17 protein-coding genes and 1 pseudogene are annotated in these 19581 nt (G+C 36.3%); 5 read left to right on the plus strand and 13 right to left on the minus strand.

Features of this window, described 5'->3' with window-relative positions:
- Positions 1-226 precede the first annotated feature (226 nt).
- The gene (locus IGJ11_RS11925; protein ID WP_207432606.1) at positions 227-1657 is read left to right on the plus strand and encodes a helix-turn-helix domain-containing protein; all 1431 of its coding nucleotides are present in this window, start codon (positions 227-229) and stop codon (positions 1655-1657) included.
- 234 nt (positions 1658-1891) lie between these two features.
- On the opposite strand, the gene IGJ11_RS11930 is transcribed toward IGJ11_RS11925, so the two are convergent.
- The 6 genes and pseudogenes from IGJ11_RS11930 to cas9 all read right to left on the minus strand — a co-directional run bounded on the left by IGJ11_RS11930 (position 1892) and on the right by cas9 (position 9145).
- Entirely contained in the window at positions 1892-2251 is a 360-nt protein-coding gene (locus tag IGJ11_RS11930; protein WP_063627609.1) for a DUF1622 domain-containing protein, read from the minus strand.
- Positions 2241-2612, minus strand: coding sequence for a DUF1622 domain-containing protein (locus IGJ11_RS11935; RefSeq protein WP_010720990.1), 372 nt, complete (start codon positions 2610-2612; stop codon positions 2241-2243). The genes IGJ11_RS11930 and IGJ11_RS11935 overlap by 11 nt, the downstream gene beginning before the upstream one ends.
- 685 nt (positions 2613-3297) lie before the next feature.
- Entirely contained in the window at positions 3298-3957 is a 660-nt protein-coding gene (gene csn2 / locus IGJ11_RS11940) for a type II-A CRISPR-associated protein Csn2 (protein ID WP_126342973.1), read from the minus strand.
- A pseudogene (gene cas2 / locus IGJ11_RS11945) lies at positions 3947-4290 on the minus strand (CRISPR-associated endonuclease Cas2). Before cas2 ends, csn2 begins: the two are co-directional and overlap by 11 nt.
- Positions 4287-5153 (minus strand): type II CRISPR-associated endonuclease Cas1, encoded by an 867-nt coding sequence (cas1, locus tag IGJ11_RS11950; protein WP_207432604.1) that lies wholly within the window; start codon positions 5151-5153, stop codon positions 4287-4289. The pseudogene cas2 and the gene cas1 overlap by 4 nt, the downstream one beginning before the upstream one ends.
- Positions 5135-9145: a type II CRISPR RNA-guided endonuclease Cas9 gene (gene cas9, locus IGJ11_RS11955; protein ID WP_207432602.1), complete on the minus strand. Its 4011-nt coding sequence runs from the start codon at positions 9143-9145 to the stop codon at positions 5135-5137. Before cas9 ends, cas1 begins: the two co-directional genes overlap by 19 nt.
- 674 nt (positions 9146-9819) lie before the next feature.
- On the opposite strand from cas9, the gene IGJ11_RS11960 reads away from it, so the two are divergent.
- Both IGJ11_RS11960 and IGJ11_RS11965 read left to right on the plus strand, forming a co-directional pair.
- Entirely contained in the window at positions 9820-9948 is a 129-nt protein-coding gene (locus tag IGJ11_RS11960; protein WP_010720995.1) for a hypothetical protein, read from the plus strand.
- 53 nt (positions 9949-10001) lie between these two features.
- Positions 10002-11696 carry an oleate hydratase gene (locus IGJ11_RS11965; RefSeq protein ID WP_010720996.1) on the plus strand — a complete coding sequence of 565 codons (1695 nt, stop codon included), beginning with the start codon at positions 10002-10004 and terminating at the stop codon, positions 11694-11696.
- A 127-nt stretch (positions 11697-11823) separates the two neighbouring features.
- Here the strand turns inward: IGJ11_RS11965 and IGJ11_RS11970 are convergent, their stop codons facing one another.
- Positions 11824-12708 (minus strand): hypothetical protein, encoded by an 885-nt coding sequence (locus IGJ11_RS11970; RefSeq protein WP_251850022.1) that lies wholly within the window; start codon positions 12706-12708, stop codon positions 11824-11826.
- 250 nt (positions 12709-12958) lie between these two features.
- On the opposite strand from IGJ11_RS11970, the gene IGJ11_RS11975 reads away from it, so the two are divergent.
- Positions 12959-14092 carry an alcohol dehydrogenase catalytic domain-containing protein gene (locus IGJ11_RS11975; RefSeq protein ID WP_207432600.1) on the plus strand — a complete coding sequence of 378 codons (1134 nt, stop codon included), beginning with the start codon at positions 12959-12961 and terminating at the stop codon, positions 14090-14092.
- A 27-nt stretch (positions 14093-14119) separates the two neighbouring features.
- Positions 14120-14437, plus strand: coding sequence for a YrhK family protein (locus tag IGJ11_RS11980; RefSeq protein ID WP_207432598.1), 318 nt, complete (start codon positions 14120-14122; stop codon positions 14435-14437).
- A gap of 293 nt (positions 14438-14730) precedes the next feature.
- Here IGJ11_RS11980 and IGJ11_RS11985 read toward each other — a convergent pair whose 3' ends face one another.
- From IGJ11_RS11985 to IGJ11_RS12010, 6 genes are all read right to left on the minus strand, one after another.
- Positions 14731-15198, minus strand: a complete 468-nt coding sequence (locus IGJ11_RS11985; RefSeq protein WP_010737001.1) for a GNAT family N-acetyltransferase — start codon at positions 15196-15198, stop codon at positions 14731-14733.
- Between the two features lie 271 nt (positions 15199-15469).
- Positions 15470-16723, minus strand: a complete 1254-nt coding sequence (locus IGJ11_RS11990; RefSeq protein ID WP_034700481.1) for a PTS sugar transporter subunit IIC — start codon at positions 16721-16723, stop codon at positions 15470-15472.
- A gap of 34 nt (positions 16724-16757) precedes the next feature.
- Positions 16758-17075: a PTS lactose/cellobiose transporter subunit IIA gene (locus IGJ11_RS11995; RefSeq protein ID WP_010721002.1), complete on the minus strand. Its 318-nt coding sequence runs from the start codon at positions 17073-17075 to the stop codon at positions 16758-16760.
- Positions 17076-17090: 15 nt separating this feature from the next.
- Positions 17091-17411, minus strand: coding sequence for a PTS sugar transporter subunit IIB (locus IGJ11_RS12000; protein WP_010721003.1), 321 nt, complete (start codon positions 17409-17411; stop codon positions 17091-17093).
- Positions 17412-17691: 280 nt separating this feature from the next.
- On the minus strand, positions 17692-18366 hold the full coding sequence (locus IGJ11_RS12005) for a DUF1003 domain-containing protein (RefSeq protein WP_034700483.1): 675 nt from the start codon (positions 18364-18366) through the stop codon (positions 17692-17694).
- 53 nt (positions 18367-18419) lie between these two features.
- On the minus strand, positions 18420-19412 hold the full coding sequence (locus IGJ11_RS12010) for an aldo/keto reductase (RefSeq protein ID WP_010721005.1): 993 nt from the start codon (positions 19410-19412) through the stop codon (positions 18420-18422).
- Positions 19413-19581: the final 169 nt, after the last annotated feature.

The following is a 19581-nucleotide window of genomic DNA, read 5'->3' on the forward strand; positions in this document are numbered from 1 at the left end:
TAATTATTTTATTTATCCGTTTACTCATCCATTTTTTACTTTTGTTGTATTTTTTTCACAAGAATTTTTTCTCTTTATATTTTTATAAAACATCGTTTTATAACAAAAAAGCTTGTCAAAACAAGCTTTTTCATTCATATGAAAAAAAATAAAGGTGTTTTAAACTTTAAATCATGGCATAATGAATGGTACATTGTTCAACCATCTACAAAGCGGAGGAGTTTTAATGTTTGAAGACTATTTGGAAAAAAATATTTTACGCCAGTTATTTCTTTGCGGTCAATTCTATCACAAAAAAGAAATCGATTTAGACGAACTATCCCATTTATTACAAGTCTGCAAAACAACATTACTCAATGACATCAAAGCGATTCGAACTGAACTCAAGGATGAGATCATCTATAGCCACCGAGAAAAAGATACTTGTTCCTTGTATTTTGACCCTACGATCCCTCGTTTTCGCCTGATACAAAAATTAGCACGCCCTTCTTTATTTCTTAAAACTTGTCAGTTATATCTTGAAAATGAACCTAATTATCTCCAACTGACTGAAATCGAGTATATTTCTGTTAGCAAAGCGTATTCATTAAAAAAACAAGTACTTGCTTATTTTGAAGATTGTGACATTCAAATCCAACACCACTCTCCACGATTTACGGAGATCGAACGTCGTTTATTATTATTGAATGTGACTTATCGAACGGGCACCTTGAAGATCCCAACACTTCCAGCAGACTACTTCCTGGCAATAGATGAATTTATCGAATCGGTAACCTTTAATAGTAGGCGTATCTACGATAAAGACAATCGTGAGATCTTACGTATTGGATTGTTGATCAGCTATTTGTCTCAAAAAAGGCATCCCTTATCGATTGAACAAGATTTTATAGCCGAACTTCAAAAACGCCCCATTTATCAATATGTGATGGATGCATGGCATACAACTAAACTAAAACATTATTATCAAGAAAATGAAGTATACTTTGCTTTGATCTTATTTAATCTCAGTGATTATGGCTTCAATTCTTACCAAGCAATCGAAGAAGACTTCTGTCACCTCCATCAAGTTTTCATTGAAGATAGCCAATCAATCAAGCAACTGATTACCCAGTTTGAAAGCTATTTCAATCGAAAATTCATCGGTAACCGAGCATTCGAACGCGCTTTAATTCGTTTGATGCGCACCGCATGGGATAATTATCAACTCTTTGTACCTGAAAAATTTTATCTTTTGTCCCCAGAACAGCAATCCTTATTAGCCGAAATACAGCCTTTATTCAACCAATGGTTAGCCCAATTACCTTATAGACTACGACTTAAAATCAATTGTTTGGAAGCTTTCGTTATTGAATTAAGTGGCATTTTACGCATTAATAAAACAAAACTCCACGTCCGTATCGTTACCAACTCAGACGTAAAATATCTGATTTACCGAGAAGCCTTAGAGTCCGTCACTACTTTCGATATGGAAGTCGATCCCGTTGTTTATCAGCACTTAGACGAAGCAATAAAAAGTGCTGCACAACAAGAAAACACTCGGATTTTATGTGAAAAAACTCTCTATACGCCAGAAGCAGAACAGTTTCCGACAATTGTTCCCGTTTCCGTAGACACAATTGAAAAATCGATTGTCTGGGCAGTTCAAGCAGTTCGATAAGCCGTGCTGGGAAAAACCGGCGTATGCTTCACTGAAAGCCAGCTTCCAGTGAAAAAACCAAGTTGTTAGCACAACTGTTTAATAACGTTCGTTCTATAAGCTGGCCGATGTTAGGCAATTAAAAAGCAAAACAAAAAATCTCAAAACATGGAAAGTTGTTTTGAGATTTTTTCTATATTGCAAATGTTTCTATGTTGGCACACCATTATAAACTAGTTGAGTGATACTTATAACTTATTGTCGTGCATCCGAGCCGATTTCTTTATTTAAAAAGAACGAAATGATCGTTCGGATCACAACCAAAGCAGCTAACTGGAAGACATCTTCCAAGGTTGGTTTGATAATGGACTCAATGATACCAGCTGAGATCAGGACTTCTAAACTCAACAAGATATAGCCACCTAACATTTTTTTGATTGCATTGTTTTGGTTAATCCGCTCTGCTTTGATTCTTCGTTCCGTAAAAGAAAAGTAGAGAAAATCTTTGATAGCTAACCAAGCACCCCAGAGAATGATTAAAATAGCAAAAACGTCTAATACGATGACTAATTGTTCCAAATAAGGGGCAAGTTTCTCGATCAAATTAATTTCCATTATGTGTTCCTACCTTTACTTGCTTTTTATCTTGTGTTTCTAAATTCAAGAAATAGGAAATAATCGTTCGAATAATGATGATCACTGCTAATTTTAAAATATCTGTCCAAGTTGGTTTGATAACTGATTCAATGATATCTGCTACCACTAGCACCTCTAGACTCAGCAAAATATAACTAGCCAATAATTTGCGTACTTCCGCATTTCGGAAATTACGCTGTTCGTAGTCTTTTTTCAGTGGGTGCCAGTCAAAAAGATTTTTTAAGACTAAAAAAATCCCTACCAGCAAAATAATGATTGAAGCAATATTTAAAATTGCGATCAACCAGTCCAAATAAGTTATCAAATTTGTATCAAACATCTCACTGTCCCCTCTCACATTCATTTTAGTTCACGAACAAATGCCTACTGTTTGATGATAGAGAAAAAGCACGAAATTAGCAAATCATCTTTTCTTTGAGAAAATGAATTCGTTTCAATGTTGATAAGACTGAACAATTGCGTCCTGTTCCGTAAACATACCCATTCATTTTTAAAAGGCACGATTCCCCCTTTCAATGATCAAAACTTAGCAGATTCAACAACTGAAGACACTTTCCTATATATAAGTAAAAAAAGAGCCTACTTTTCATGATAAAGTAGGCATCTTCATTCATTCAAAACAACATAACTCTAAAGCTACCTCTTATCATAGTTGATGAGGTCAGCACTCAAAATAACACAAAACTAAAACAGCGATCGAGTAAAGCACAACGCTTCTACATTTTGGAAACATTCAAAACAACATAGCTCTAAAACTCTGGAGAAATTACAGAACCAACTCAAACAGTTTTGGAAGCATTCAAAACAACATAGCTCTAAAACTAACCACATTTATAATATATCATGTAATGAGTTTTGGAAGCATTCAAAACAACATAGCTCTAAAACCTCGCAGAAAAATTTTTTTCTCACAAGATCTCGTAATCGCGCTACTCGTCCATAGCAAAACTTTCGTCTTGAATGCTCATTCATGCTGTTTTTTTGTTATTTTGATTGTTCTTATTTTACCACATTTCTTCACACAAAAAATAGTCTTGATCTAAAACAGTTTGCTTCAATCCTTTTATTTTTCGTGGTTCGATAAAAAGGACAGGCATATGACACAAAGAAATGTATTCCTGTAGTTCAGCCATTTCTGTGGTTGTTAAGTACGCTCCAACATTGATAAAAACCAAGCATTTCTTTTTCACTAGATACTTATAAATCTGTAAAATCTCCATTATTTTTTGAAAAATTGATTCTGGTTGCGTCGTAATTCTTATTTTTAATGCTTTGAATAGCTCAACCATACTCATTTCTTCACAGACTAAATCTAATTCATGTTCTAAGAGTTCCTCACTAATCCATTCCTGAACCTTGGTGGTTAATTGATCAATCCTTGATTTTAGTTCGATGTTTTCATTTAATTGTTGCTCTAAGTCAGCATAGATCAGCTTCAATGTAGTCGGAGCTTGGCTATCAAAACTTAAGATATCCGTCACAACCATCAATTCTGATGGTTTGAGTAGCTGTAATTTATCATTGAAAAACTTTAACATGCTATTTTCACCATACTGGTAAACTCCATGAACGACTTTTGAAAAAACTTCCACATCTTCAATTACAAAAATCAGCGCTTTTTCAAAGCTTATCGGTTGTTCTAATAAAGAAAAGTTAAGGTTCATCCTCCACATCCTCTCCTAAAAAAATGACTCGTTCGTCTGAATTAGCTGGACTCAGGTCTTTTTCCCCACACAAATAAACCATTCGTGAAAATTGTTTTTCAGTGACCGTTAGTAAGGTAACTAAGCCCTTTTTAGGATGATGGGATTTAATCGACCGAGCATCGCTTGATTAGCAGTACCGTTCAACAACAACTTACTATATACTGAAAATTGATGCATGATAAAGCCTTCACTCAGTAAAAACTTTCTGAACCTTCGATAAACTTTTCGATCATCGCTCGTCTCTGTCGGCAGATCAAAGATTAATAACATTCTCATGTAACGATAACTCATATTCCGAAATAAGGAACTCCTTTCCCTTCATTATTCAATGTTTTAATCGTTTTATTGGTGTAATCCGTCACGATATTCGTTAAGAACATTTCTTTTTTCCCATATAAATACTTTTGTGAAAACAAATCAAACAGCCTTCTTTTGATAATTGGGAAAGGTTGATCACGATATGTATAAACAATTTGATCAACTAGCGGACGAAATGGTTCCATCAAGTCACTTGCTAGATTAAAATCATTAAATTGGTTCGCATGTTTTAAACCGAATTGTGTCATACAACCATTTTTAACGATTTCTCTTGCAAACAAACTCATTAGCAGCGTATAACCATAATCTAACCCCGCATTGATTTCATTCGACTCCTCCCGCGTGAATTGATTACCAAACAACGTTTGAAAGTAGATTCTTGCCGCATGTCCCTCACGATTTGTCGGATCAAATGTTTCCAATTCTTCTGATAACTTGGAAAGCGCAGATGCCTTTTCAACAAAATCATTTTCTTGTAAAAAACGACATTGGTTATGGATCTTTTGGGCAATGATCGTTGTCCAAACTACGCCCTTCAAGTCCGATTCCCACTGAATTTGTTTAGATAACTGCAAACTACTATCATGTCGCCCATAATAGGAGAATAATTGCGATGACGGCAATCGCTTGTCATCGCAAAATATCACTAAGATTTTTTCATCTGTTAAACGCTTCAACAACATTGTCGTGATCGTGATATCGGTTGTTTCTAAAATAAGGATATCGATCTCAGACAAATGGATTTTTTCCGTTTGTTGCGCATTTTTAAACATCAGATGATTATTTGCATAAGTCAGTTTAGAATGGGTATTGATTACTACTGTTCGCCAGCCCATAAGTCACCCATCCTTATCCTCGTTTCGTATAAACCAGTGACCGACTGGTAAATGATCGTAGCATCCCAAATCTCCGTTAAGCTGGTATAACGTTTTCGAGGGATCGTTACTCCGAAAAATTTAAAGTCTGCTGGAGCACCTATCGCATTGAACTGTAACAACTGCAAAAAGGATTGTGCGATCATCGAAATCTCTCCATATTTGTTTTCTTCATAGAGTTCTTGAATTCGCTCTATGTTTTTATCCGCAAGTGTATACTTTTCTGCAAAAGCGAGAACTTCGGTTAAGATGGCTGAGAAATCAGAAAGATGAGTATTGACGTAATCAAAACTTTCTTGATAGGTGATTTTGTCATAATGTTGCGCATGGTATAACAAGGTTACTAATTGGTCCGATAAGATGAAAGGATTCCCTTTTTGCGACTCCTTGTGACTTGCCAGGAATCTTCTGCGCCCATTATCAAACTCAAACAAGGTATATTTTGGCAATTTGATAAACTCTGTCACCTGAGGAAAGCCTTTGTCTTTTAAAAATGTAGTCGGATCTTTTTCAAAAGCCGCTTGTTCCATGATGGTAATTCCTTCAATTGCCTTGGTTTTCTTTTGTGTCTTCCCTTTGGCATAAACAAACGCAATGGCATAGGCAATGACTGGACTTCCAAAACCACCGTACTTCGTCACATCCCAATTATTTTTCCGTTCGATCAGTTTATCAGGTTTTTCTTTTGAATTGACCGTTTCCTTATAGAAACCACCTTTTTGTTGTTCGACTTTTTTCACTACATTCACTTGATGGGAGCTAAGAACTTTTTTGATCCGTGGGAGATGATGGCTTTTTTCCCAATAAATTTCCCCATTTTCATCGCAAAACGGTTCGTCTGATTCAAGGAAATTTAAAATATTGGAATAAAATTCTTTTTTAGCGGTAGCTTTATTTTCTCTTGCTAAACTATATTTGACATACTTTCCATAGACAAATTCAGGTGCTAATTTAGGGTACCGTTTTAACAAAACATTCGCAATGAAACCATTTAAATACGCATCATGCGCATGATGATGTGGATTGATCTCACGTACTTTATAAAGCCCAAAAGTTTGTCTGAATTGGCTCGTCAATGTTGCTTTTAGCGTAATAATCTGTACCCCATCACAATCTGTTCCTTCCTCTTCCTGATTAAACGATTGATGTAAAATATTCGCAACATGTTTCGTGATTTGTCTCGTTTCGACTAATTGCCGCTGAATAAAACGGGCTTTATCCTCTGGTGTCAGTTCAATTTTGGTTAAATACGCATATTTTTTTGGACTAATCAATTTGGCTTCTTTCAGTTGATTCCAAAAGATCCGTTGCTCGTTGACTATTTGTTTTTTCGGCACATCGTCTCGCTTCTTTTGATTTTGTTTCCTAGCAACTAACACCTTGTTATCAATAGAATTATCCACAATAAAACTTCTCGGTATGATATGATCCACTTCGTATTGGTGAAGATTCTCGATTTCTAGCGGTTCTCCCGTATACATATCTCTGCCATTTTGCAAATAGTACAGGTACAACCGTTCTTTTTGGAGCGCTTTGTTATCTGTTGGCTGTTCTTTTAATAACGTGCTTCCTATCTGTTTCAACCCATTTTCTAAAGCTTTAAGACGTGGTTTCGTCCGATGCGTTTTTTGGTTTTCTCTTGCCATTTCGATCACGATATTCTTTGGTTTGTATCCAATGATCGCAATCAGTTCTTCCACGATTTTAAGACTTTGCCAAATTCCTTTTTTGATCGCCGGACTTCCTGGTAAGTCTTGTATGACGTCAACTAATGATTTATGTTTAGAAAACACCGTTGCTTTTGCAATTTCTTCTTTAAAAGATAAATGCTCATCATTGATCAGCTGCATCAAATTACGGTTACGGTTAGCCGGGACGTCATCATCGTTGATTAGATAATCAAGGATCGTTTTATTCGTTTTTCGATCTCTGATGCCATGGATCAATTTAGCTGAGAATCTTCCCCAGCCAGTATAATGTTTTCTTGCAAATTCTTTGAGCAACTTTTCACCGAAGACCTCTTGATACTTACTTAATTGATGTTTAATCATTTGCCGGTCTTCAAAAATGGTGAGTATTTTTACGATATCCTCAAAAATCGGTTCCATTTCGGGTTGTTCCAACCACTCTTGCATGGCTTTTTGGTTTGTTTTTGCTAATTTCATAAAATCATGATACGTGCTATACGAAGCATTAAATGCTTTTTCAATACCAAAAATCTGGGCATTTTCAATATGGTAATGCGTATACAAAAAGTTTTGTAATTTTTTGACAGTGATTTTCCCTCGCTCTTTTTGAAACAACTGTTTAAAAATCTGCTGTTTCTCATCACCTGAAAAATACTGTTTCACACCTCGTTCATCTTTATAGCTCACTTTGGTTAGTTCATTGAAAATCATATATTTTTGATAAAGTAAGCTATTTTTAGGAAGTACTTTTTCTGTCGGTAAATACGTATCTTGCTTTGTCATTCTTTGAATAAAACGCATCGCTGATTTTTCGATATCTACGACTTCTGAAAAATTCCACGGATTGATTTTTTCAGCTGTTTTCCGCTCGATCCAAGCAAAAGAACTAGCCTCTTGTTCTTTTGCCAAAGGACCGACATAATAAGGGATTCGAAATTTGAATAACGCAATGATTTTTGGTCCTGCTTCTTCTAGAAATGGATAATGTTTTTTTTGTTGATCAATGATCGCTTTCAATTCTATTAGATGTACTTGATGAGGAATAACCCCATTGGTATAAGTACGTTGTTTCAATAAAAAGGTTTCTTGATCGATTTTTTCTAGAAAAGGCTCACTTCCTCCTACCCCACTTAGCTCTTTTTTGACGAATTTATAAAATTCTTCTTGGGTTGTTTTTCCTTTGATATAACCAGCATAACCATTTTTGGTGGTATCTTTGAAAAAAAACGTTGCTTTTTGCGGTACGTTTTCTTTCACGAATTGTTTGAATTTTGCCAAATCAGCTTTATGCCGTTCATACCGTTCGACCATCCCTGAAGACAGTTTTGCTTGCGTATGTTTGACAGTTGAAGAAATAATCTCTGATAATAAGATCGCATCATGGACTTTCTTCGCTTGCAAAAAGATATCTAGGTACTCATCACCGATTTTTTCTAACAAAGACTCCAGATCTTCTTCATAGGTTTCCTTTGAAAATTGGAGTTTTACTTCTGCTTCCAAATCAAATATACGTTTAAAGTTCGCTTGATTCCCAACGATCAATTTTAAACATTGAGCAAAAAAGCTGTTGATTTTTTCTGTAGGATAATATTTGAGGATTTCTTCCACTTTTTTCGTCTTCGATAATTTATCTGTCAAAATAGTTAAAACGGGTTGGTGAACGATCAGTGGTTGATCTGATTGTTTGCCATACTGTTCTAAAAAAACACGAAAGCTTTCTTCAATAGAGGTATTCTCCGTATCCAAGTCTCCTTCAAACAAAAAATGACCACGATATTTCAATAGATGAGCCAATGCCAGATAAACCAATCGGAGATCTTCTTTTTCCGTTGAATCGACTAACTTTTGGCGCAAATGATAGATTGTCGGATATTTTTGATAATATTCTTTTTCTTCCTCTAACGTGGGGAAAATCGATGCTGGTTTGTATTGTTTTTCTTCTGGAACTAAGAAGCTTTCTTCCAAACGTACAAAAAAGCAGTCATCTTGTTTGCAGAGTTCTTCAGCAAAAAGATCTTGTAATTTGCTGAGTCGATATTTTCTGCGAGCCAATCTTCGGCGATTCGTTCGCTTAGTTCTTCTAAACTCCGCTGTTTGACCTTCATCAAATAATCGTGCGCCCCAAAAATTTTTTTTGATTTTCTTTTTTTCAGTATTTCCGTGAACGCTCATTTTCCTTTTCATTAATTGATAATCATCTGTTAGTACCGCCCAGCCCACAGAATTGGTTCCTATATCTAAACCAATCGTATAGTCCTTTGTCATTCACTATCCATCCCTTCTTTTAACATTTACACAACTTAGCAAGTTGTCTTCTTTACAATTGCCAACCATCATGAATAGTTAGACAAAGTGATTTTCTTTTTCTACTTGTAACTCTTTGGTATTATGCTATAATCAATTTGTTGGTAGCATTCAAATCAACATAGCGAGTTAAAATAAGGCATTGTCCGTTATCAGCTTTTAAAGCAAGCACTGTCTCGGTGCTTTTTTATTTTGCCTTTTTTTGTTATATATAGGATTTTTAACAGTTTTACTATAACACAAAATTTTTATGCGATTTTTATTTTTGAAAGCATTTTATTTAGAATTTTGATTTTAAAATCAAATCTAATGAAACTTTTTTTAAAAAATAATTCTAATTACCTAATGTTTTATCAAATATAAAATAACGCAAATCTCTTACATATCTTTTCATTGCTATCTGGCAAACCATTCTTTCCAGATTTTCTGCCAATCTTGATTTCCTTCCCAAGCTTTCCATTTTTTCAGCTGACCAACTTTTCGATTCCATTGACTTACTTTTGCTCAAAATTAGACACTCTGTTCAATCTGTCCAAAGTTCGGATATTTGGTTACCCTATCATTTGGCAATTAGAATGAAAGGTTCTATCCTTTTACATAGAAGGACGAGAGAAAAAACAAAGGAGGAATATCTTATGAGTAAAAAATGGATCAAACTAGGTATTGGACTAGGCATATTAACTTTGGGTGCTGTTTATCTTGGTAAAAAGACAGGCTTGTTAGAAGATGATCGTCATTTGTATGATGAATTTGAATCGATCTAGTCAAAGAAACGACTCGTCAGACTGTTCACTTGTAAAATACTGGAGGAATCACAATGAGAAAAAGTAAAGCAATAATGATTGGCGCTGGAATCGCCAATATGGCAGCTGCTGTTTATTTGATTCAAGAAGGAAACTGGCGTGGTGATCAGATTACATTTTATTCTTTAGATGACCATGGCTCCAATGATGGTGCCCCAACGGATACCGTTGTCGATGAATATTGGAATAAAAATCATCCCTTAGAAAACAAAAAGGGCTATATCGCCCGTGGTGGACGTATGCTCAATTACCGAACATACGTGGATTTGATGGATCTCTTAAGCCGAATCCCCTCTGTCACCGAACCAGGAATGACTGCGGCTGAAGATACTAGAGATTTTGATGCAAAACACCGAACATTTGATAAAGCACGTTTGATGGAAGGCGGCAAAGGGATTATTGACGGTGGCAAACTAGGATTTAACAATAAAGATCGTTTGTTATTGACTAAGCTGATCGCCATGCCTGATTCAGAAGAAGAAAAATTAGATAATGTCACAATTGAAGAATACTTCAAAGATGATCCTCACTTCTTTGAGACAAACTTTTGGTTTATGTGGGAAACAACTTTTGCTTTTCGTACTCGTAGTTCTGCCCAAGAACTTCGTCGCTATATGCATCAAATGATTTATGAATTTACACAAATCGAACATTTGGTAGGAGTAAACCGAACTCGCTATAATCAGTATGAAAGTATCATGTTGCCATTGATCAATTATTTAAAAGACCAAGGATGTCAAATCATTTTGAACCGCCGCGTAGTCGACTGGGAATTCAAAGAAACTCCAATGCAAGATGAAATTACAGTGACTGGCTTAAAAATGATCAACACGTTAACCAATGAGGAAGAACACGTCGTGGTTGACGGTGATACGGGTGTGCTTTTCACTAACGGATCAATTACTGATTCGGCTACACTAGGTGACTACGATACACCAGCTGTTGAAAATATGGATTATGGTGCTGCTTCTAGCTTGTGGAAGAAAGCCAGTGAACGTTTCTATAATTTAGGTAACCCTGACAAATTTTTTGCCGATCGTGATGCCAGCGAATGGGTTAGTTTCACTTTAACAACTAAGGATCATTTGCTTTTAAATGAAATTACTCGGATCACGACACAAGTCCCTGGTAATGCATTGAATTCATTTATCTCCACTACACCAATCACGCCACTCGGACAAAAAGATGTCAATATGTCGATCGTCGTTCATCACCAACCACATTTTACTTCACAAAAACCAAACGAAACCGTCATTTGGGGATATTTCTTATACCCTCGACGTCGTGGAGAATTTGTGGATAAGCAATATATCAAGATGACTGGGAAAGAAATGTTAGAAGAACTGATCGGACAACTTTCGAAAGTCGATCCTGGTCCTGAAAATATTCGAACGAAGGAAACCGAGATTTTTGATAGCGTTGTGAATAATATTCCTGTATATATGCCTTATGCTTCTGCATTATTTAATAATCGAGCAAAAAGCGACCGACCAAAAGTGATTCCTCAACACTCAACGAACTTGGCATTTACTGGAGAATTTGTCGAACAACCTTATCAAATGATCTTTACGGAACAAAGTGCCGTACGCTCTGGCGAGATCGCTGCTTTCCATTTTGCTGGTATTCCAATGTCACGTCTTGTTAAAACTCCAAGATATGACAAAGATATTCCTACATTGATGCGTGCTGCTAAGAAAATGTTTGAATGATCGATGCAATAAGGTAGCAACAAGGAACAACCGCAACAAAAAATGACTGTCACTTCCTGGTAACGGGAGTGACAGTCGTTTTTTAGTATTTCATCATTCAACGAATGATTTTTATTTAGCTATTATCTTAGGCTTTTTTTAAGGTACTGCTTCCAGTTTTCAGCCACTTTTTACTTTGCCGTTTCTGCAGAAGCTTACTTCCCCCGCCGAATAATACAGCACAAAACAAAAGAATGCCCCCAATAATCGCTGGATACATCAGTAGATCTTGCACGTAATGTGTCATTAATTGTAAAGTCGCTTGTGAGTGAAAAGCTATATTATGTAAAACGTCTTGTATATAAAGCAATCCTGCTAAAACGCAAAACATACTTCCAGTTGTTCCCAAAATAAACATACCATAACGTAGGAAAGAAAAGGGTGTTTTGTTAATTAACCGATATAAATAGACTAGCCAAAAAACCAATAGACCCAGACAGATGTAAAAAAGAGGTACCACTATTTTTCGAGCAGACACGATGTTTTCGATAAAAATAGTCAAGTATCGATCACCTAATGCACTTTGGAAGTGATACATGTAAATAAAGATCATTGTCTCGATTTTATTTTTTTCCTCTTTATCGATAGTCAGTTGTTTTTTTGTTGCAATTGTAGCCACAGCCTGAGCAATTTTCTCACTCACCTCATTGCTGTCTCTTAGCTCATAATTTGTTTCTTCATATGTATGTTGGATAAATGGTCGAAGGGCTCCTTCGACAAAACTTGGTGAAAGTGCCGTTGCAACGACCTCTGAAAATTCACTTTCTTCTGTGTTTTCTTTCCGAAAATTCTGAGCAGCTTCTGCGAGGACCAATTCGCTATACTTTGTTTTTTCGATTTGACCGAGTAAATACGCCTGATCAAAAAACGTCACTTGAATGATTCCTACGGAAATAATCACAAACAAAGTCACTGAACAAGCAAATGTGACCATCAGTTTTCTGATTTGTTCTCCCTTTTTTTCTTTTATCACAAATAACCTCCCTTTTGATCTATTTTTTAATCTGTTATTTACTTAACCTAAGAAATCAACATAATTTAATTATACTTCTAACTATAAAGCTTCTCAATGTAAACCAAATAATACACTAGTTATTTTAAAGTGATTTTCCCTTTACTAAAAGCGTTTCACTACTCAAAAGCCAGCTCCTCCTTTAGAATGAAATTAGCTGTTCGTTCAAAAAATGACATGTTATAGGGTTTGAAGAAAGGAGTTTTATTTCATGAAAGCTGTTACCTGGCAAGGAAACCAAAAAATGGAAATCAGAAACGTAGATGATCCAAAAATCGTGGAACCGACAGATGCTATTATTCGAATTACCGCTACTGCGATTTGCGGCTCGGATCTTCACCTCTATCATCATGGGGAGGCTGTTTTAGAAAAAGGATATGTCGTTGGTCATGAACCAATGGGGATTGTTGAAGAAGTAGGTCCTGCAGTAAAAAAACTAAAAAAGGGACAGCGGGTCGTTATTCCTTTTAATATTAGTTGTGGGCATTGTCATTTCTGTACCCATGAGATGGAAAGTCAATGTGATCGCTCAAATCCAGATCAACTTTATGGTGGTTTATTTGGCTTTGGCCGTTTAAATGGGAATCATTGGGGTGGTCAAGCTGAGTATCTTCGGGTACCGTTTGCTGATAGCACTTCGTTTATCGTACCTGACAATGATCTTGCAGACGAAAAAGTCCTTTTCTTATCTGATATCCTTCCAACTGCTTATTGGAGCGTTCAAAATGCCAACGTAAAAAAAGGCGATACTGTAGTGGTCTTAGGGTCAGGACCAGTTGGGTTGTTTGCACAAAAATTTGCCGCTATGGCAGGAGCAGAGCGAGTGATTGCTGTCGATCCGGTCCAACATCGTATTGATAAAGCCGCTCGTTACAATCATGTAGAAACTTATTTGTTAGAAGATACTCAGTCTGCTGGGAAAGAACTTTACGAATTAGCAAAAGGTGGCGCTGATGTCATCATTGATTGTGTAGGGATGGATGGCTTGGAACCAGTGAAAGAAAAAGCTAAGAATCTCGTTAGTTTGCAAAGCGGGACGATTTCACCGATCCAAATGGCTGCGCAAGCTGTCAAAAAATTTGGAACCGTACAAATCACTGGTGTTTATATGACCCCAGCTTCTTCGTACCCACTACAAGAATTTTTCATGAGAGATATCACAGTGAAGCATGGTCAGGCACCGATCGTTCATTTGATGCCTAAAATTTACGAGATGATTGCTGCGGGTCTGTTCGATCCAACCCAAATCATCACACATGCGATGCCTTTAACTGATGCTGCCCGAGCATACGAGATTTTTGACAAAAAAGAAGATAAAAATATCAAAGTTGTTTTGAAACCTTAGCTTTGTTCACAGATAGGTGAGTGAGAGATGCCAGAAATAAAACGAAAAAGCCATGAAATAGATATTGGGAAAGAAGAAGATATCGAAATTGCTGGACAACGTTTTCGTCTTTATTTCCAGAACCGCTATACATTATTGTCTCTTGCAGTTGATTTATTAACAGGGATTTTTTATATTTTTGGAAGCGTAGCGTTGTTAACAGATATTCCAGACCGTTATAGTACCTATTGTTATCTAATAGGAGCGATCTTTTTGACTGCACGACCTATTTTGAAAATAGTACGTAATGTCTTCATCTATGACGAGAAAAAAAAACAAAAAAAGAGCGAAAAAAAGAATGAATAAGAAAGCTTCCTAATTTTTCGGTAAAAAGACGGAACGCCTATTTAGGACAGCGAGCTCATTCATGCTTTTCCAACAAATCAACCATTCTAAATTCCAGGACTGATAGAACTTTCTATTGCTCCTGGAATTTTTTTGAAGCTAAAAAATAGTACCGTCCACTAAATAATACTCGAATAACCAATATACCAACAAAAATAGCATCAAGAAACAATTTCCGATTTTTCTTGGCATTGCTCACCAGAAACAAAAGATTACTGACCAGACAAAGAACCCTTTTGAGTAATCAACTCCGATCACGTTGTAAAAATCGCTAGTTGATATAAATAAACCGGGATCCCTTCATTATCTTGTACCGTCGTCAGATATTCCCACTCATATCTTTCATAAAAACCTGTATGGTCAGTCGCTACATAGAGCTGCGAAATCCCAAGCGCCCCCATATCCTTTCGAATAAATGATAAAATCTCTTTGGCAATTCCTTGATTACGATATTCTTTTTCAACAAACAACGCACAAACATTCGGAGTCAAATCTGGACGATCATGAAAATCATTCGCGATGACCCCTGCTCCAGCGATAATTTTTTGTTCTGACGTCACGACTATATACCATTGAGGAACAGCGTTAGATGATTGAAGAGAATCTTCCATACTCTCTTGGTAAAAGGAAAGCGGAAGATGCCATTTTGACGTAAACCATTGCGCTGCCTGTTCCAACCATTCAGGTCTTTCTCTGATCTTAACCAACTCATAACCTTTCATTTCGTCCTTTCACTCCCCTATACATTTGCACTATTATAGCACGCTTGTTATCGAAATGGTTTTTTTAAACTCCAAAAAAAACTCCTTTTATCCTTCTTTTTCACTAAGAAAAAAGAAAGCTATCCTTGAGCCATTTATCCAAAAAAAAACAGTTGTCATGACTTCTGTCAGACAACTGTTTTTTTTGATCGCTCATTAAACGAAACAAGATCTTTTCACTAAAGAATAGCTACTTTTGATTGTATGTGCTGTTTCTTTCTTTTATGTGCTTTTAGCCGTTTAATGCTTCTTTTCTTTTTTCTTGAACTGTCGCTACTTTCACAAATGGTAGGTAAATCAAGACAGATAAGATTAAGTTGACAGCAGCTAAGACACCGCCAGCGATACTTTTTGTTGCTAATACCCCACCGATTACTGGTGGTGTTACCCATGGTGGCATCACCGTTGCAGCTGGAACTAGTCCGGTAGCAGTAGCAAAATAAGCAACAGATACTAAAACCATTGGGGTTAAAATAAACGGAATAAACATAATTGGGTTCAATACGATTGGTAAACCAAACATTGTTGGTTCATTGATATTGAAAACACCTGGTGCGATCGACAAGTTCGTAACAACCATATAAGGTTTATTTCTACGTCCCACTAAATAAATCGCTAGTAACAGACCTAATGTTGCCCCTGTACCACCTAAGTTGACAAAGCTATCAAAGAAAGGTTTGTTTACAATGTATGGTGCGCTATGACCAGCAGCAATCGCATTAACATTCGCTTCGATTGCTGGTGCATTGATTGTTTGCATCAAAGGGTCTACCATGTTTGCTCCGTGTAATCCAAAGAACCATAAGAATGGTGTAATGAATGCTAACAACAAAGCTGAAGGATAAGAATTGGCTAGTCCCATGAATGGTTCTTGGACAATTGTATAAAACGCGCCTACGATATCATCTACACCAAATGCAGCAAAGATCGCAGCAATCAAAGCAAAGAATGAGATCGTGATCATTGCAGGTAATAATGAAGCAAAGGCTTTAGCTACAGCTGGTGGCACGCCATCAGGCATTTTGATGATTAATTTTTCATTTCCACTTAAACGAACAAAGATTTCTGTTGAAATAATCCCAACAATAATTGCAATAAATAAACCGTTTGAGCTCATGCCCAACGCTCCGCCCAATGCGAAGAATGAACCTAAAGAAATTACTCCAGCAGAAACGCCGTCTTTACGATAACCATTTGCCAAATGATAAGCAAGTAGAAAGGCGATCAAAACTGAAAGAATCGCAAATGTACCATTCCAAGCAGCTGCGCCAAATCCTTTCCAAGCTTCGCCACCAAAAATTTTATTCATTAATTCTTGGAAACCAGGAATAGGCAAGTTATTGATCATTACTGCTAACGCACCTAAAATCATCAAAGGCATACTGACCATAAATGAATCACGAATCGCTACTAAATGACGTTGAGCACCAATTTTTGATGCCACAGGTATAAAATGTTTCTCCATAAATGCAACAAATTTATCCATGTTTCTTTCCTCTTTTCTATTTCACCAGTTTACTTTAAGCATCTAAACGTCGATATAAATCAATGATTTCTTTTGCTAGATCTGTAAATGCAATCGAAGTCATCAGATGGTCTTGGCTGTGAACCGTTAATAAAGTCACTTCCATATGATTACCTTGTGCTTCTTGTGTTAACATTTCTGTTTGAGAGTGATGAGCTTGCACTAATGATTCTTCCGCATCTTTGATTTTTGCATCAGCTAACTCAAAATCTCCTTTTTTCGCTGCAGCAATCGCTTCCATTGCATCGCTTTTTGCATTTCCGCCAAACATGATCAAACCCATGATTGCTTCAAGATTTTTTTGCTCTTGCATCGTTGGTCTCCCCCATTATTTATTGATTAATGATTCTGCTTGTTCTAATACTTTGGCACCGTTCATCATTCCGTAATCTTGCATATTGATTACATCTAAAGGAATTCCTTTTGGTGCTAATTTTTCAGCAAATTGATTTTGCATAAAACGTACTTGTGGACCTAAAAGTAAAACGTCTACATTTTTTGATTCTAATTGATTGTCTGCATCTGAAGCAGATACTGCAAAGATATCAGCCTCGATTCCTTTTTCTTCTGCCGCTTTTTGCATTTTTGTTACTAATAAACTAGTACTCATTCCAGCTGAGCATACAAGCATGATTGTTTTCTTTTCCATTTTCTACACTTCCCTTTCTTGTATCTTACACTTTTATATAAAGCAATTACCGTGCCAACTTTTAAAGCGCTTTAATCCCTTGTCGTGCTAACGCTTTCAATAGGACACTGTATAGATGCACACTTCTTTTTTCTTTGCACACTAAAATTAGTGTGCAAACGTTGATCATTTCTCTGATAACTTTATGTAGCTAATTCATGGTATCAAAAAAAATAAGCCGTCGTTTCGCAAAAATGACTCCTTTGAGCGAATTCCAGCTTATTTTCATCTGCTTATCCTACTATTCACTTTTGGTCGTTTCTTGAAATTTTTTGTTTAATTGGGTTAATAACTCAATTTGTAATTGTTGTAATTCCAGCATTTGTTGCCATTGCTGTGACATCAAATAATCGATTTTTTCATGCAACAAACTAATTTCTAACTCTGCTTTTAGGTTTGTTTGATAATCATGGTCGGCTGCTATCCGATCTCTAGCTGCTTGTCTATTTTGACTCATCATAATGATCGGTGCTTGGATAGCAGCTAAACAAGAAAGCACTAAGTTCAAAAGAATGAACGGATATCGATCAAATGATAGGCCAAAAAAATGTAACGTATTCAACAAGATCCAACTACCTAAAATCACTACAAATAGAAAGATAAACGGCCAACTACCACCAAACTTGGCAATTGCATCTGCTGATTTTTGACCAAAAGTCGCTTTTTGATTGATCGTTGTATTTAAATTTTGACTAATGATTTGCTTATTTTTCAACTGCTCTAGCATTTCTTGATTAATTTTTTTTGTTTCATTCTGGTCTTGAATGATTTTTTCTTTTATATACTCAAAATGATAATTCATAAAAGTAATAAAAGGGATTTGGGACTCTATGGTCAGTTTCTTATTTTTTTGTAAAATAAATGAACGAATATCTGTATCAATTGTTTTCAGATGAACGTAATCTTGATGAGCCATGGCAACTCCTCCTTTACGTTATTTTTCTGAGAAAAAGGAAAAAACAGCTTTCGTTAGTGTCCTAAGATTTGTTCAATTTTCTGTTCTTCTTCAGGTGAGAAGGAAAGATTATCCATCATCCGAACACTTTCTTCTAATTGACTAAGTCGACTAGCGCCTACAAGCACACTGGTAACTGACTCTTGTCGTAGATTCCATGCTAAAGCCATTTGTGCTAATGTCTGTCCACGCAAATCAGCTAAATCCTGTAATTGCTTGATCTTACCCAATGTAGGTGTCACTTGATCTTCTGATAGAAAAGGAATTTCTTTACGATGGGCTCGAGAATCTTCTGGAATCCCATGTAAATAGCGTTTAGTTAATAACCCTTGCGCTAAAGGACTAAAAGTAATAGCTCCCAGACCGGTCTCTTCTAAAACAGGTGCTAAATCTTCTTCTAATAACTCTCTTGAAAACATATTGTAACGCATTTGGTGGATAATAAATGGAGCGTTCATTTCACGTAAGATAGCAGACATTTTCTTCGTGTCTTCCCCGTTGTAGTTGGAGATCCCAATATACAGTGTTTTCCCTTGACGAACTAATTGCATAAGCGCTTCTGCCGTTTCTTCCAAAGGTGTATCTGGATCAGGACGATGATGATAGAAGATATCTACGTAATCTAACCCCATCCGTTTGAGGCTTTGATCACAACTAGCAATGATCGATTTACGGGAACCCCATTCCCCATAAGGTCCTTCCCACATGTGATAACCTGCTTTGGTTGAAATGATCATTTCATCACGATACGTTTGAAAATCTTCTTTAAAGATCCGACCAAAGTTTTTCTCTGCTGCTCCTGCTGGACCACCATAGTTATTGGCTAAATCAAAATGTGTGATCCCCATATCAAAGGCGCCACGTAAAATTTCCCGTTGATTACTTATAGGATCATAATCACCAAAGTTTTGCCATAATCCTAAAGACAGCAAAGGCAATCTCAACCCAGATTTTCCAGTTTTTCGATACGTCATTTTTTCATATCGCTGCTGATTTGCTACATACATATATTCTTCTCCTCCTAAACAAGTATACGCTTTCAAAAAATGTGACTCGTCACTTCTTTTTCCTAGTATGCGTACGTGTATTTCGTTTTTGATAACTATCGTTCTATGTGCATTATACGCTTATCGTTGGCGAATTACTAACAAAAATCCTCTTTAGCCTCAATCATCA

Source organism: Enterococcus sp. DIV0691, from assembly GCF_051711145.1.
GTDB classification, from domain to species: Bacteria; Bacillota; Bacilli; order Lactobacillales; family Enterococcaceae; genus Enterococcus_B; species Enterococcus_B hirae.